15 protein-coding genes are annotated in these 13,835 nt (G+C 70.7%); 10 read left to right on the forward strand and 5 right to left on the reverse strand.

The features are described 5' to 3' along the window. Positions 1-53 precede the first annotated feature (53 nt). From ACOKM3_RS01065 to ACOKM3_RS01075, 3 genes are all read left to right on the forward strand, one after another. Positions 54-1,616, forward strand: a complete 1,563-nt coding sequence (locus tag ACOKM3_RS01065) for an FMN-binding glutamate synthase family protein (protein ID WP_426906655.1) — start codon at positions 54-56, stop codon at positions 1,614-1,616. Positions 1,617-1,909: 293 nt separating this feature from the next. Further along, positions 1,910-2,206, forward strand: coding sequence for a hypothetical protein (locus tag ACOKM3_RS01070; protein ID WP_426895915.1), 297 nt, complete (start codon positions 1,910-1,912; stop codon positions 2,204-2,206). A 130-nt stretch (positions 2,207-2,336) separates the two neighbouring features. Next, entirely contained in the window at positions 2,337-2,738 is a 402-nt protein-coding gene (locus ACOKM3_RS01075) for an ATP-binding protein (protein WP_426895917.1), read from the forward strand. Between the two features lie 78 nt (positions 2,739-2,816). Here the strand turns inward: ACOKM3_RS01075 and ACOKM3_RS01080 are convergent, their stop codons facing one another. After that, positions 2,817-3,464 carry an MBL fold metallo-hydrolase gene (locus tag ACOKM3_RS01080; protein ID WP_426895919.1) on the reverse strand — a complete coding sequence of 216 codons (648 nt, stop codon included), beginning with the start codon at positions 3,462-3,464 and terminating at the stop codon, positions 2,817-2,819. After that, a complete protein-coding gene (locus tag ACOKM3_RS01085; protein ID WP_426895921.1) occupies positions 3,464-4,549 on the reverse strand; it encodes an S-(hydroxymethyl)mycothiol dehydrogenase in 1,086 nt (361 codons plus the stop codon). Before ACOKM3_RS01085 ends, ACOKM3_RS01080 begins: the two co-directional genes overlap by 1 nt. 120 nt (positions 4,550-4,669) lie before the next feature. On the opposite strand from ACOKM3_RS01085, the gene ACOKM3_RS01090 reads away from it, so the two are divergent. Then, entirely contained in the window at positions 4,670-5,449 is a 780-nt protein-coding gene (locus ACOKM3_RS01090; protein WP_426895923.1) for an ABC transporter permease, read from the forward strand. A 39-nt stretch (positions 5,450-5,488) separates the two neighbouring features. On the opposite strand, the gene ACOKM3_RS01095 is transcribed toward ACOKM3_RS01090, so the two are convergent. Beyond that, complete coding sequence (locus ACOKM3_RS01095) at positions 5,489-5,953, reverse strand: MarR family winged helix-turn-helix transcriptional regulator (RefSeq protein ID WP_426895925.1); 465 nt, start codon at positions 5,951-5,953, stop codon at positions 5,489-5,491. 69 nt (positions 5,954-6,022) lie between these two features. On the opposite strand from ACOKM3_RS01095, the gene ACOKM3_RS01100 reads away from it, so the two are divergent. Further along, a complete protein-coding gene (locus tag ACOKM3_RS01100; RefSeq protein WP_426895927.1) occupies positions 6,023-6,799 on the forward strand; it encodes an alpha/beta fold hydrolase in 777 nt (258 codons plus the stop codon). Here ACOKM3_RS01100 and ACOKM3_RS01105 read toward each other — a convergent pair. Together ACOKM3_RS01105 and ACOKM3_RS01110 are read right to left on the reverse strand one after the other, a co-directional pair. Continuing rightward, positions 6,762-7,283, reverse strand: a complete 522-nt coding sequence (locus ACOKM3_RS01105; protein ID WP_426895929.1) for a DedA family protein — start codon at positions 7,281-7,283, stop codon at positions 6,762-6,764. The genes ACOKM3_RS01100 and ACOKM3_RS01105 overlap by 38 nt on opposite strands. A 204-nt stretch (positions 7,284-7,487) precedes the next feature. Beyond that, complete coding sequence (locus ACOKM3_RS01110; RefSeq protein WP_426895931.1) at positions 7,488-7,709, reverse strand: hypothetical protein; 222 nt, start codon at positions 7,707-7,709, stop codon at positions 7,488-7,490. Between the two features lie 209 nt (positions 7,710-7,918). Between ACOKM3_RS01110 and ACOKM3_RS01115 the strand changes: the two genes are divergently transcribed. The 5 genes from ACOKM3_RS01115 (at position 7,919) to ACOKM3_RS01135 (ending at position 13,703) form a co-directional block, all read left to right on the forward strand. Further along, a complete protein-coding gene (locus ACOKM3_RS01115; RefSeq protein ID WP_426895933.1) occupies positions 7,919-8,416 on the forward strand; it encodes a glutathione peroxidase in 498 nt (165 codons plus the stop codon). An 89-nt stretch (positions 8,417-8,505) separates the two neighbouring features. Next, positions 8,506-10,062, forward strand: a complete 1,557-nt coding sequence (locus ACOKM3_RS01120; protein WP_426895935.1) for an ATP-dependent DNA ligase — start codon at positions 8,506-8,508, stop codon at positions 10,060-10,062. A gap of 128 nt (positions 10,063-10,190) precedes the next feature. Further along, positions 10,191-10,676, forward strand: coding sequence for a cation:proton antiporter regulatory subunit (locus ACOKM3_RS01125; protein ID WP_266718184.1), 486 nt, complete (start codon positions 10,191-10,193; stop codon positions 10,674-10,676). A gap of 4 nt (positions 10,677-10,680) precedes the next feature. Continuing rightward, positions 10,681-11,976, forward strand: a complete 1,296-nt coding sequence (locus tag ACOKM3_RS01130; protein WP_426895938.1) for a cation:proton antiporter — start codon at positions 10,681-10,683, stop codon at positions 11,974-11,976. A gap of 194 nt (positions 11,977-12,170) precedes the next feature. Then, entirely contained in the window at positions 12,171-13,703 is a 1,533-nt protein-coding gene (locus ACOKM3_RS01135) for an MFS transporter (RefSeq protein WP_426895940.1), read from the forward strand. Positions 13,704-13,835: the final 132 nt, after the last annotated feature.

A 13,835-nucleotide genomic window follows, 5' to 3' on the forward strand; every position in this document is an offset into this window, starting at 1 on the left:
CCGCCGCCGCGAGCGGTCCGGTGCGATTGACTCGACGGGTGCGCAGATTCGTCGTGTTCCTCGTCGCCGTCGCCGCAGCGGTCGCCGCCCTGGCCCTCTCGCTGCTGCTCTCCCCGTGGTGGTGGTTCGCCGCCGGACCTCTCCTCGCCCTTGCGGCGCTGGGTGTGTGGGACCTCGTCCAGTCGCGCCACTCCGTGCTGCGCAACTATCCGGTCCTCGGGCATCTGCGCTTCCTGATGGAGTCCCTGCGCCCCGAAATGCAGCAGTACTTCGTCGAGCGCAACTACGACGGCCGGCCCTACGACCGGGACGTGCGCAGCATCGTCTACGAGCGGGCGAAGCAGCAGGAGGCCGAGGAGCCGTTCGGCACCGAGCGCGACGTGTACGCCTCGGGGCACGAGTTCCTGGTGCCGTCGCTGCGCCCGGTCGACCCGCCCGAGCAACTGCCCGCCGTCCGCATCGGCGGCCCCGACTGCACCCGGACGTACGACATGGCGCTGCTCAACGTGTCGGCGATGAGCTTCGGAGCCCTGTCCGGCAACGCGATCCGCGCGCTCAACAAGGGCGCGGCGCTCGGGGGTTTCGCCCACGACACCGGAGAGGGCGGCCTGTCCGACCACCACCTGGCGCACGGCGGCGACCTGGTGTGGGAGATCGGCACCGGCTACTTCGGCTGCCGCACGCGCGAGGGCCGCTTCGACCCCGCGGAGTTCGCCGACAAGGCGGCGCACGAGCACGTCAAGTGCGTCTCCCTGAAACTGTCGCAGGGGGCGAAGCCGGGCATCGGCGGCGTGCTGCCGGGCGGCAAGGTCAACGCGGAGATCGCGCGCGTACGGGACGTACCCGAGGGGCAGACGGTGGTGTCGCCGCCGTACCACCCGGAGTTCGAGACGCCGCGCCAACTGGTGCTGTTCCTGGCCGAGTTGCGGCGGCTCGCGGGCGGCAAGCCCGTCGGGTTCAAGCTGTGCCTGGGCTCGCGCACGCAGTTCCTCGCCGTGTGCAAGGCGATGCTCGCGGAGGGCGTGACGCCGGACTTCGTGATCGTGGACGGCTCGGAGGGCGGCACGGGCGCCGCGCCGCTGGAGTTCGCCGACCACCTCGGCACGCCGCTCACCGAGGGGCTGATCACGGTCCACAACGCGCTCGTCGGCACGGAGCTGCGCGAGACCATCCGGATCGGGGCCAGCGGCAAGGTCGCCACCGGCGCCGACATCGTCAAACGCCTCGTCCAGGGCGCCGACTTCACCAACGCCGCCCGCGCGATGATGTTCGCGGTCGGCTGCATCCAGGCCCAGCGCTGCCACACCAACACCTGCCCGGTCGGGGTCGCGACGCAGGATCCGCGCCGCGTACGCGCCCTGGACGTCGCCGACAAGGCCGAACGCGTACGCCACTACCAAGAGGCGACCGTGCGCGGCGCGGCGCAGATCATGGCGGCGATGGGCGTGCGGGATCCGCGCGAGCTGCGCCCGACCCAGCTCATGCGGCGCACCACGGCGGACCTGCCGGTCTCCTACGCGCATCTCCACGACTGGCTGGAGCCGGGCCGGTTGACCGGGGAGCCGCCCGCGACCTGGGCGGCGGACTGGACGGCCGCGGACCCCGACCGCTTCTAGGGCCCTTCTGACGGATCAGGCTGGATGCGGGCGGCGTCCATGTGCGGTGCAGGCGAGTGGGGTCTGGTGCGTGCAGCTGCAAGGCGGAGGAGGGCGTCAACGCGGAGCGTTGGCAACCGACGACAACGCAGCAGATGTGCGTGCCAGGGCCCGCGACTCCAGCAAGATCCGTCAGAAGGGCCCTAGTGCGGCTCTCCCCCGCGAGCGCCATCGAACAACGCCAACTCCACGCGAACGGGGGGTGAATATGCCAACCGCCCACGCGGCGCGACGCCGGGCGGCATCATGCCGACATGGACGGTAGTACTGCGCTCCTACGGGAGCTCTTCACGCCGGATGAGTACGCCGCGGTACGCAGTCATGCGGACCATCTGGGCGTCACCCTGGTCGAGTACGTACGCTCCTCAGCCGCCGAACGGGCCCTGGAGCGGCTCCATTTGACGCGGGCCCTGGAGGCCCGCGCACCGCATCTGGGCAAGTTGCCGATACCGCAGGTGGAGCGCTCCCCCTGCGCCGACGGGGCCTCTTCGCCCGCCATCGACCGGTTCCTCGACACGCTGGCCCACCCGCACCCCACGGAAAGCGGCTGACACGGCCTGATCCGACCGGTGCGGGGCACTCGGTGCACCGCAGCGAGGGTGACGCCGCGGCACGGTGGGCATGGGGACCGTCACCGAGGCACGACCCGCGCACAATCCACCAGGAGAGGAAGTGGTCGTCATGCGTGCGTCAAGGGACGCCGACCGGCGTGCCGCGCGCGTGGAATTCCTGATGCCGCAGGGATCGGGCGCCGCCCGTTGGGCCCGGCGGCTGACCCGAAGGTTTCTCGCCGGACGTGCGGGCGAGGGGGTGACGGACGCCGAGCTGGTGGTGTCGGAGCTGGTCGCCAACGCCGCCGAGGCGCACAGCGGCAGCTGCCGGATGAGCCTGCGTCTGCAGTCGGGCGAGCTGACCGTGGCCGTGCACGACGACGCGCCCGGGGTCCCCCGCGTGGCGCCCGAGTCGCGGACCGCCGAGTCGGGCCGGGGCATCGCGCTGGTCCAGGCGCTCGCCCGCCGCTGGAGCGTGCGGACCGATCCGAGGGGCGGCAAGACGGTGCTGGCGGTGCTGACACCCTGCTGACCGGGTACCGACACCCTGCCGAACTGAACCACGTCCCGGCCGGGACGACGGTCACGCCGCCCCGGCCGGGACCTGGGATCAGTGCCCGCGCGCGATCCACTCGTCGAGACTCGGCGCCTCCGCGCCGATCGTCGTGCTGTCACCGTGTCCGGTGCGTACGACGGTCTCGGCAGGCAGCGTGAGCAGCCGGTCCTTGATCGACTCCACGATGGTCGGGAAGTCGCTGAAGGTCCGCCCGGTGGCGCCGGGGCCGCCCTGGAAGAGGGTGTCCCCTGTGAACACGGTGCCGAGCGCGGGAGCGTACAGACTGACCGCGCCGTGGCAGTGCCCCGGCGTGTGCAGCACGGTCAGCTCCACGCCCGCGACGGCGATCCGCTGCCCGTCGGCCAGCTCCCCGTCCGGCGCGCGGTCCGGGTGCGTGCGCTTCCACAGTTCAGTGTCGGCCGGGTGCAGCAGGATCGGCGCGCCGGTGCGCGCGGCGAGCGCGGGCGCGGCGTCGATGTGGTCGTCGTGGGCGTGCGTGCACACGATCGCGACGAGCCGCCGGTCGCCGACGGCCTCGGCGATGGCGTCGGCGTCGTGGGCGGCGTCGATCACGATCGCCTCACGGTCGTCCCCGACGATCCACACATTGTTGTCGACGTCCCACGTGCCCCCGTCGAGGGAGAACGTGCCGGAGGTGACGAGGTGGTCGATCCGCGCGGTGGTGGGGGTGGAGTCGGTCATCAGAACACCACCACCGAACGCAGCACGTCGCCGTGGTGCATCCGCTCGAACGCCTTCTCCACGTCGTCCAACGCGATCGTCTCCGTCACGAACGCGTCGAGGTCGAGGCGTCCCTGCAGATACAGGTCGATGAGCATCGGGAAGTCGCGCGAGGGCAGGCAGTCGCCGTACCAGGACGACTTGAGCGCGCCTCCGCGCCCGAACACGTCGAGCAGCGGCAGCTCGATCTTCATCTCCGGCGTCGGCACTCCGACGAGAACGACCGTGCCGGCCAGGTCGCGCGCGTAGAAGGCCTGCTCGTACGTCTCCGGGCGGCCGACGGCCTCGATGACGACGTCGGCCCCGAAGCCGCCGGTCAGCTGGCGCACGGCCTCGATCGGGTCGGTGGAGCGGGAGTTGACGGTGTGGGTGGCGCCCAGCTCCCGCGCGGTGGCGAGCTTCGCGTCGTCGATGTCGACGGCGATGATCTTCGCGGCGCCGGCGAGCCGGGCCCCGACGACAGAGGCATTGCCCACGCCACCGCAGCCGATCACGGCCACGGAGTCGCCACGGCCCACATTGCCCGTGTTGATCGCGGCACCGAGCCCCGCCATCACACCGCAGCCCAGCAGGCCCGCGGCGGCCGGCGAGGCGGCCGGGTCCACCTTGGTGCACTGGCCGGCGGCCACCAGGGTCTTTTCGGCGAAGGCCCCGATACCCAGCGCGGGCGACAGCTCGGTGCCGTCCGCCAAGGTCATCTTCTGCTTGGCATTGTGGGTGTTGAAGCAGTACTGGGCGCGCCCGCGCTGACAGGCACGGCACTGCCCGCACACCGCACGCCAGTTGAGAATCACGAAGTCACCGGGGGCGACCTCGCTCACCCCGTCACCCACCGATTCGACGACACCCGCCGCCTCGTGTCCGAGCAGGAACGGGAATTCATCGTTGATCCCGCCCTCCCGGTAGTGCAGATCGGTGTGGCAGACCCCGCACGCCTGGATCTTCACGACGGCCTCGCCCGGACCCGGGTCCGGCACCGTGATCGTCGCGATCTCCACGGGGGCACCCTTGGCCCGCGCGATCACGCCCTGCACCTGCTGTGCCATGACGGTCAGCCCTCTTTCTGAATCGCGGTAACTTCACGCTTTGTTGCCCGCCCATCCTCGCTCACCGGTCAACCGGAGAACAGCACCGGTGCCCAGGTCGGGGCGCCCTACTGTGTTCCCGTGCACGTTCGAACCCAGGCAGCGGCCACCCTCCTCCCCGTCAACGGAACCCTCGCGGCGGTGCTCGTCGTTCTCCTCGTGATCGCGACAGCGGTGGCGGCGGTGTACCGCCTCTCCCCGGACGGGTCGCGCCGCCGGGCCCGGGACATCGCGATCGCCGGGGTCCGGGCGACGGTCCAACTGGCCGTGGTGTCGCTCCTGATCGGCTGGGTGGTGCGCCACGGAGCGGCGCTGCTCGCCTTTCTGCTGCTCATGCTGGCGGTGGCCGCGCGCACGGCGGGCCGCCGCCTCACCTCCAACCGGACCTGGATCTGGGCGGCCCTGCCGATCGTGGCGCCGGTGACCCCGCTCGTGGCGGCGCTCATCGTCTGCGGCCTGCTCCCGCTGCGCGGCATCGCCGTGATCCCGGTGGCCGGCATCCTCATCGGCGGCGCGCTCACGGCGACCGTGCTGGCGGGGCGTCGCGCCCTCGACGAGCTGACCGCGCGCAAGGGCGAGGTGGAGGCGTGCCTGGCCCTCGGCCTGCTCCCCCACGAGGCCCGCCTCGAAATCGTCCGCCCGTCCGCCTCCGACGCCCTCCTCCCCGGGCTCGACCAGACCCGGACGGTGGGCCTGGTCACGCTTCCGGGCGCGTTCGTCGGCATGCTCCTGGGCGGGGCGTCACCGGTGACCGCCGGGGCGGTACAACTCTTCGTCCTGGTGGCACTGATGGCCGTACAGGCGATCGCGGTGGCGACGACGGTGGAGCTGGTGGCGCGGGGGCGGCTCAGTCGTCCGTAGGGGCGGGGGCGGCTCAGTCGTCCATAAGGGCAAGGCGGCTCAATCGTCCATGACCGCGAGGAGGCCGGAGAGGACGCGCAGGCAGGTGTCGATGTCGTCCTCGGTGAGATCGCCGTCGACCCCGCGCAGGGTTTCGCGCTCGCGGTCGAGCACGGCGCCGATGACGGTGCGCCCCTCCTCGGTCAGCCGGATCAGTGAGGACCTCTTGTGGGCGGGGTTGGGGGCGGTCTCGACGAGTCCCCGCGCGGCGGCGTCGTTCACCATGCGCTGCACGAACTGTCGGCTGAGCGCCTGGAACCGCCCCATCTGAGGAACCGTCATGGGCCCCCGCCCGTGCAGCATGCTGAGCACGGCCCGCACGCCCACCGACAGCCCTTCGGCGGCGACGTCCCGCTCGACTCTCACGTACGCGCGCCGGTACAGCGGCCCCACGAGGTCGAACACCTCGGAGAGCCGGTCTGCCACATCTGCGGACACCGGACCGCGCCCCGCCTTCTCGCTCACCCCACCATCATGACACCTGGGTTGTCATTCTGCTTGTCAGTGAACGGTGAGGATGACAACCTGGTTGTCATGTCCGACCTCTTCTGGATCGACAAAGGCACCGGCCGCCCCCTGGTTCTGCTGCACGGCGGCTTCCTCGACCATCACATGTGGGACGACCAGATCCGGCACCTCGTGTCGGACCACCGCGTCATCGCACCCGACGCCCGCGGCCACGGCCGCTCCCCCAACGCCACGGGGCCGTTCCGGCACACGGACGATCTCGCCGCGCTGCTGCGCCACTTGGACACCGGCCCAGCCGTCCTGGTGGGCGTCTCGATGGGCGCCGGCATCGCGATCGACACGGCGATCGAGCATCCGGAACTGGTCAGCGGCGTGGTGACCAGCGGCGCCGGCACCAGCGAGCCGTACTTCACGGACCCCTGGACGACCGGGCTCTGGACCACGTGGCAGTCGGCGATGGCCGCGGGCGACGTGACCGCGGCGGTGGAGGCGTTCACCACTTTCGCGTCGGGCCCGCACCGCACCCTGGACGACCTGGACCCCCAAGTCGTCGAGCGCCTGCGGACGATGACGTGGGGCACGATGTCGAAACACACCGCGGACGAACCCGACTGGAGCGTCCCGCTCAAGGACACCTGGACTCGCGCCGCCGAGATCACGGTCCCGGTCCGCGCCATCAACGGCGCGCTCGACTCCCCCGACCACATCGGCATGGCGGAGCGCCTCACGAGCAGCGTCCCCGACGGCCGGTCGGTCTCGATCCCCGACGCCGCCCACTACCCGAACATGGAGCATCCGGAGGCCTTCAACCAGGCACTCGCGGAGTCCTTGCGCGGCATGTGAACCGCACGCATCCGACCAGGGCCGCGACGGCGCCCGAGATGGCCATCCCGAGCAGCGCGCCGGTGAACGGACCGCCGGCGGCGATCCCGCCCAGCAGGCCCACACCTGTCGAGTACGAGGCCCAGACCACCTCCGCGACGCCCGAGGCCACAAGGAACCGGCCCGGCCGAAAGTCGGCGAGCCCGGCCGCCACCGCGCCGACGAACCGCCCGGTGGGCAGGAACCGGATCCCGATGATGAACGGGATCCCGTGCCGACGCGCCCGTACAGAAGCCCAATCGAGCAGCGCGGCACGTCGCCGTTTGCGTCGCACTCGCCGCAGCACCGGCCCGCCGAACCGCCGCGTGGACCGGTACACCAGCAGGTCCCCGAGGATGGCCGCGCCCGACACCACCAGCAGCACAAGGGCGAGTTGGAGGCGGCCATCGGCCGCCATCGCCCCGGCGCTGACGAGCAGCCATGAATTGGGCACCAGCGGCGGCATGACGCACAAAACAAGAAGGCCGTAAATCAAGTAGTCGGGCATACCTACAGATAACGGAACAAAGGTTAAGAAAACGAGAGGAGTTGACGTATCTCGGGGAAACCTCTGGGCGCTGCCCCTAAGGGGCGCGAAGTGCGGTTTCACAGCATGATCCCCGCGCGGGACGCGCCGCACACTGGGGCGGTCATCCGGATCGGGGTGGGGTTATCCCCCGGCAGCCTCGTACTCGTGCGCGGGCCCGCCGCGCCACTGGATGATCGGCGAGTCCCCGGACACCAGTTGATCGGCCTCATCGAGCCCGGCCCGACGCAGGAACTCGACCAGGTCGTGATCGTCACGGGCAAGACCGAAGTCCACACCGCCGACCGTGACCCGCCGCCCTCCACCCGACGGCGACGGACGGTGCACGACTACCTCAGTCGCCATACGCCCACCGAGCCGCCCCAGCCTTCGCCCCGCCGGTGGGGCCCCGCCGTGACTGCACGAGATCTTCAGTGATCGTGTTCCGCATGAGACAGATTAGATCGCATGTTCGATTTTCCGTGCAAGCTGACACGCGAAACGCACGGTGCGCGTGCCGTCCCCTGAGACCTCAGGTCACGTCGCTGTCACAGCCCCGGCGTAGGCTCCGCGGCATGACCATTTACGACGCAGTGCAGATCGACAACCTTCAGGGCGGCGCCGCCGACCTGCCCCAGTACCAGGGCAAGGCCGTCCTGATCGTCAACGTTGCCTCGAAGTGCGGGCTCACACCGCAGTACACCGCCCTGGAGGAGCTCCAGAAGCAGTACGCGGACCGTGGGTTCACGGTTCTCGGCGTGCCGTGCAATCAGTTCATGGGGCAGGAGCCCGGCACCGCCGACGAGATCTCCGAGTTCTGCTCGGCCACGTACGGCGTCACGTTCCCCATGACCGAGAAGGTCGACGTCAACGGTGAGGCGCGGCACCCGCTGTACGCGAACCTCGTCGACACGGCGGACGCGGAAGGGCACACCGGCGACATCCGTTGGAACTTCGAGAAGTTCCTGGTGGGGCGCTCCGGCGAGGTCGTCGCCCGCTTCTCGCCGCAGACGACTCCGGACGCCCCGGAGGTCGTGGCGGCCATCGAGCGGGAGCTCGCGGCGCAGAGCTAGCGCCGGGAGCGGGCGGTGGGGGCTGGGCAACCCCCGCGCCCAGCGCCCGCCCCGCTGCGCCTCCACTCCCCCCGTAGCACCATGGCTACATGCTGTTCGCCCGGCTCGCTCAGGTGTCCCAGGACGTCGCCGCCGCCTCCGCGCGGTCGCGGAAGATCGCGTTGCTCGCCGAGTTGTTCCGGGATGCCGATCCGGACGACGTGCCGATCGTCATCCCGTATCTGGCGGGGCGGCTGCCCCAGGGGCGGCTCGGGGTCGGGTGGCGGGTGCTGAGTGAGCAGGTGGAGGCGGCGCCGGAGCCGCGGCTGAGCGTGCAGGACGTCGATGCGCTGATGACCGAGCTCGGGGATGTGTCCGGCGCCGGCTCCCAGGCCGAGCGGAAGCGGCTTGTCGGGGAGCTGATGGGGGCGGCCACCGAAAGCGAGCAGCGGTTTCTGTTCGGGCTCGTGACCGGTGAGGTGCGGCAGGGCGCGCTGGACGCCGTCGCGACCGAGGGGCTCGCGCAGGCGACGGGCGCCGCCCCCGCAGACGTACGGCGCGCCGTGATGCTGGCGGGTGGGCTGCAGGACGTCGCGCAGGCGCTGCTCGCGCGCGGGACCGAGGCGCTCGACGAGTTCCGGCTCACCGTCGGCCGGCCCGTACTGCCGATGCTCGCGCACAGCGCGGGTGGTGTCGGCGAGGCGCTCGACAAGCTGGGCGCCTGCGCCGTGGAGGAGAAGCTCGACGGCATCCGCGTGCAGGTTCACCGGGACGGCGATGCCGTGCACATCTACACGCGGACGCTCGACGACATCACCGATCGGCTTCCCGAAGTGACCGACGCGGTACGGGAGTTCCCCGGTGAGCGGTTCATTCTCGACGGGGAGGTCATCGCGCTCGATGCGGACGGGCGGCCGCGGGCGTTCCAGGATGTCGCGGGGCGGGTCGGCTCGCGGGTGGACGTCGCGCGGGCCGCGGAGGCGCTGCCGGTCTCCCCCGTGTTCTTCGACGTGCTGTACGTCGACGGGCGGGATCTGCTGGACCTGCCGTTCGCCAGGCGGCACGAGCAACTGTCCCGGCTCGTGCCGGAGCCGATGCGGGTACGGCGCGTCGTGGTCGATGAGGAAGAGGGCGAGGGCGCCACCGAACAGCGGGGCGCCGCCGAGGCGTTCTTCGCCGACACCCTCGCGCGCGGCCACGAAGGTGTCGTACTCAAGGGCCTCGAGGCTCCGTACAGCGCGGGCCGCCGCGGCGCGTCCTGGTTGAAGGTCAAGCCCGTGCACACGCTGGACCTGGTCGTGCTCGCCGCCGAGTGGGGGCACGGGCGGCGCACCGGCAAGCTGTCCAACCTGCACCTGGGCGCGCGCCGTCCCGACGGTACGTACGCGATGCTCGGCAAGACGTTCAAGGGACTCACCGACGCGCTGCTCACCTGGCAGACGGAGCGTCTGCAGGAGTTGGCCGTCAGTGACGATGGTCATGTCGTGACCGTGCGGCCCGAGTTGGTCGTGGAGATCGCCTACGACGGGTTGCAGCGCTCGACGCGCTACCCGGCGGGCGTGACGCTCCGCTTCGCGCGCGTGGTGCGGTACCGGGAGGACAAGTCGGCCGCTCAGGCGGACACGGTGGAGGCGGTGCTCGCCGCTCATCCGTCGATCGACGTATGACCTTTTCAACGCCTGACCGTTTTTTTGCCAAAGCTTGGCGCGTATAGGGTGACGGACATCCATCTAAAGTTGCATCTGCCACCTATTGGCCGCCGGGACAGCGGCCACGCACGGACAAGGGGAGAGACGTGCCCGCTTCACGCCTGAGCAGGACACCATTGCCGGGGATCGGCTACCGCTATGACCTCACGACCCGCGAGCAGCGTCAGCTCTCGGTCGTCGCCCATCGGGACGGGGGCCGCACCCTCAGCGCGTACCGGGCGGACGACCCGGACGCCTGCGACCTGTCGCTGAAGCTGACGTCGGGGGAAGCGGCGTATCTCATCGACGCGTTGACGCCTTCGCACCACAGCCCGAACCTGTTGCACACCACCGACCTGGGACTCGTCGCCGAGCGCATCGAGGTGCCGGGCACCTCGATCTGGAACGGGCGGCTGCTCGGCGAGACGAAGATGCGGACCGATACCGGCGCGTCGATCGTGGCCGTGCTGCGCCGCGCCGACGCGATTCCGTCGCCGACGCCGGACTTCCGGCTCGCGGGCGGCGACACGGTCATCGTCATCGGTACCCGCGAGGGCGTCGACGCGGCGGCCGCGATTCTGGGGCGGGAGTGACCGTATGCACAGTGCTCTCTTTCTGATCGAATTCGGTGCCATCACGCTGGCGCTCGGGCTGCTCGGGCGGCTCGCGGGGCGCCTGCGGTTCTCACCGATCCCGCTGTATCTGCTGGCAGGGCTCGCGTTCGGCGAGGGCGGTCTGCTGCCGCTCGGCGCCAGCGAGGAATTCGTGGCCATCGGCTCCGAAATAGGCGTGATCCTGCTGCTGTTGATGCTGGGCCTGGAGTACACGGCCAGCGATCTCGTCACCAATCTGAAGACGCAGTATCCGGCCGGCCTTGTCGACATGACGTTCAACGCGCTGCCCGGTGCCGTCGCCGCGCTGCTCATGGGGTGGGGCCCGGTGGCAGCCGTGGTGCTCGCCGGTGTCACCTGGATCTCATCCTCGGGCGTGATCGCCAAGGTGCTCGGGGACCTGGGCCGGCTCGGCAACCGCGAGACGCCGGTGATCCTCAGCATCCTGGTGCTCGAGGACCTGGCGATGGCCGTGTATCTGCCCATCATCACCGCGCTGCTCGCCGGTGTCGGCTGGGCGGCCGGTGGGCTCACGCTCGCCATCGCGCTCGGCGCGGCGGGTCTGGTGCTGTTCATCGCCGTGCGGTTCGGGCGGCACATCTCGAAGTTCGTGTCGAGCGACGACCCGGAGAAGCTGCTCCTCGTGGTGCTCGGCCTGACCATCCTGGTCGCAGGACTCGCGCAGCAGCTCCAGGTGTCCGCGGCCGTGGGCGCGTTCCTCGTGGGCATCGCGCTGTCCGGTGAGGTCGCCGAGAACACGCACACACTGCTGTCGCCGCTGCGGGACCTGTTCGCGGCCGTGTTCTTCGTCTTCTTCGGCCTGCACACCGACCCTGCGAGCATTCCGCCGGTGCTGCTGCCCGCGCTCCTGCTCGCCGTCGTCACGGCCTGCACGAAGATCGCGACGGGGTACTGGGCGGCGCGCCGTGCCGGGATCTCCGTCAAGGGACGCTGGCGGGCCGGTGGCGCTCTGGTCGCGCGCGGAGAGTTCTCCATCGTGATCGCGGGCCTCGCCGTGACATCCGGCATCGAGCCCCGGCTCGGCCCGCTGGCCACCGCGTACGTGCTGATCCTGGTGATCGTGGGCCCGCTGACCGCGCGGTTCGTGCAACCCCTCGCACAGCGGCTGTTCCCGCAGCCCGCGGCAGCGGCCGTGAGCGGGATTCCCGAGCCGCGTGCGGCCGAGCAGGGCGCGGAGGCGGTACCGGCCGTCCAGGCGGACGAGAAGCCGGGCGAGAAGCCCGACGACCGACCGGCCGCCGTGGACGAGCACAGCCGCTGACGATCCACCGCTGATCCTCGGCGCACGCCGATCCAGCGCCGATCCTCGGCGCACGCCGCCGAACCCGGCATCCGACGGGGCCGTTCTCCAGGCATGGAGAACGGCCCCGTTCTCTCTCCAGTCGCCCGCGATGACCAGGGCGCTTAGCGTGGTGGGCGAAGTCGATCGGGGGGTCTGGTGGTTTGGAGGCCACGATGGATCGCTCGCCCGACACCACCCCGGCAGGCGCCGAACCCGGCATACAGAGCTCCCCTCCAGGCGGCGGCTCCGTGCCGTACGCGGGCGGGGGCAAGCACGAGCACCGCTGGGTGATCCTCGCCGTGATCGGCCTGGCACAGCTGATGGTCGTCCTCGACGCCACCATCGTGAACATCGCGCTGCCTTCGGCCCAACAGGACCTCGGGTTCTCCGACGGCAACCGGCAGTGGATCGTCACCGCCTACTCCCTCGCGTTCGGCAGCCTGCTGCTGCTCGGCGGGCGGATCGCCGACCTCGTCGGCCGCAAGGCCGTCTTCCTCACGGGCCTGGTCGGCTTCGCGGTGGCCTCCGCGCTGGGTGGCGCCGCGAGCAGCTTCGAGATGCTGGTCGCGGCGCGCGCCCTGCAGGGCGCTTTCGGCGCGCTGCTCGCGCCGGCCGCGCTCTCCCTGCTGACGACGACGTTCACCGACCCCAAGGAGCGGGCCAAGGCCTTCGGCATCTACGGCGCCATCGCCGGTGCGGGTGGCGCGGTCGGGCTGCTGCTCGGCGGTGTGCTGACCGAGTACCTGGACTGGCGCTGGTGCCTGTTCGTCAACCTGGCCTTCGCCGCCTTCGCGTTCCTCGGTGGCCTGCGCCTGCTGCACGGCGGGCGCCCCGTGGACCGGCCGAAGCTGGATGTGCCGGGCACGATCCTGGTGTCTGCGGGCCTGTTCTGCATCGTGTACGGGTTCTCCAACGCCGAGACTCACGACTGGGGCGAGTTCGCGACCTGGGGCTTCCTGGTGATCGGCGCGATCCTGCTCGCCGCGTTCGCCTGGTTCGAGACGCGGGCCGCGCATCCGCTGCTGCCGCTGCGCGTGCCCCTCGACCGGGACCGCGGTGCGTCGTACCTGGCGATGTTCATCGCCGGTGCGGGCATGTTCGGCGTGTTCCTCTTCCTGACGTACTACCTGCAGCAGATCCTGGAGTTCTCGCCGGTGTCGACCGGTGTGGCGTTCCTGCCGATGGTCGCCTGCATGATCTTCTCGTCGATCGTCACGCAGAACGTGCTCGCGCCGAAGTTCGGGCCGAAGCCGATCGTCCCGCTGGGCATGGCCCTGGCTGTGCTGGCGATGATCTGGCTGACCTTCCTCGACCTCGACAGCAGTTACGCCGCCCATGTGCTGCCGCCCACGCTGGTGATGGGAATCGGCATGGGCATGATCTTCGCCACGGCCATGAACCTCGCCACGTCCGGTATCGCGACGCACGACGCGGGCGTGGCCTCCGCGATGGTCAACACCAGTCAGCAGGTGGGTGGTTCGATCGGCACGGCGCTGCTGAACACCCTGGCCACCACCGCGGCGACCAACTACCTCGTCGGCAAGCGGCCCACTCCGCTGGTGCGGGCGCAGGCGGCGATCGAGAGCTATTCGACCGCCTACTGGTGGTCGGCCGCGTTCTTCGGCGTCGGCTTCGTCGTGACGCTGCTGCTGTACCGGCCGGGGCGGCCGAAGGTGATGTCCGGCGAGGGGGCCGTGCACATGTGAGCCGGTACGCGCGGCTTGTGTCGGCTCGGGTCTGGTCGGCGTGGGTGTGGTTCGCGCGGCCCATTCAGGGGGCATACCCCCTGAGCACAGTCCGCCCTACGGGCAGGTGGCAGGGCGGATGGCTGCGCCGTG

It is taken from the genome of Streptomyces nidicola (assembly GCF_050106155.1).
In the GTDB taxonomy this organism is placed as follows: Bacteria; Actinomycetota; Actinomycetes; order Streptomycetales; family Streptomycetaceae; genus Streptomyces.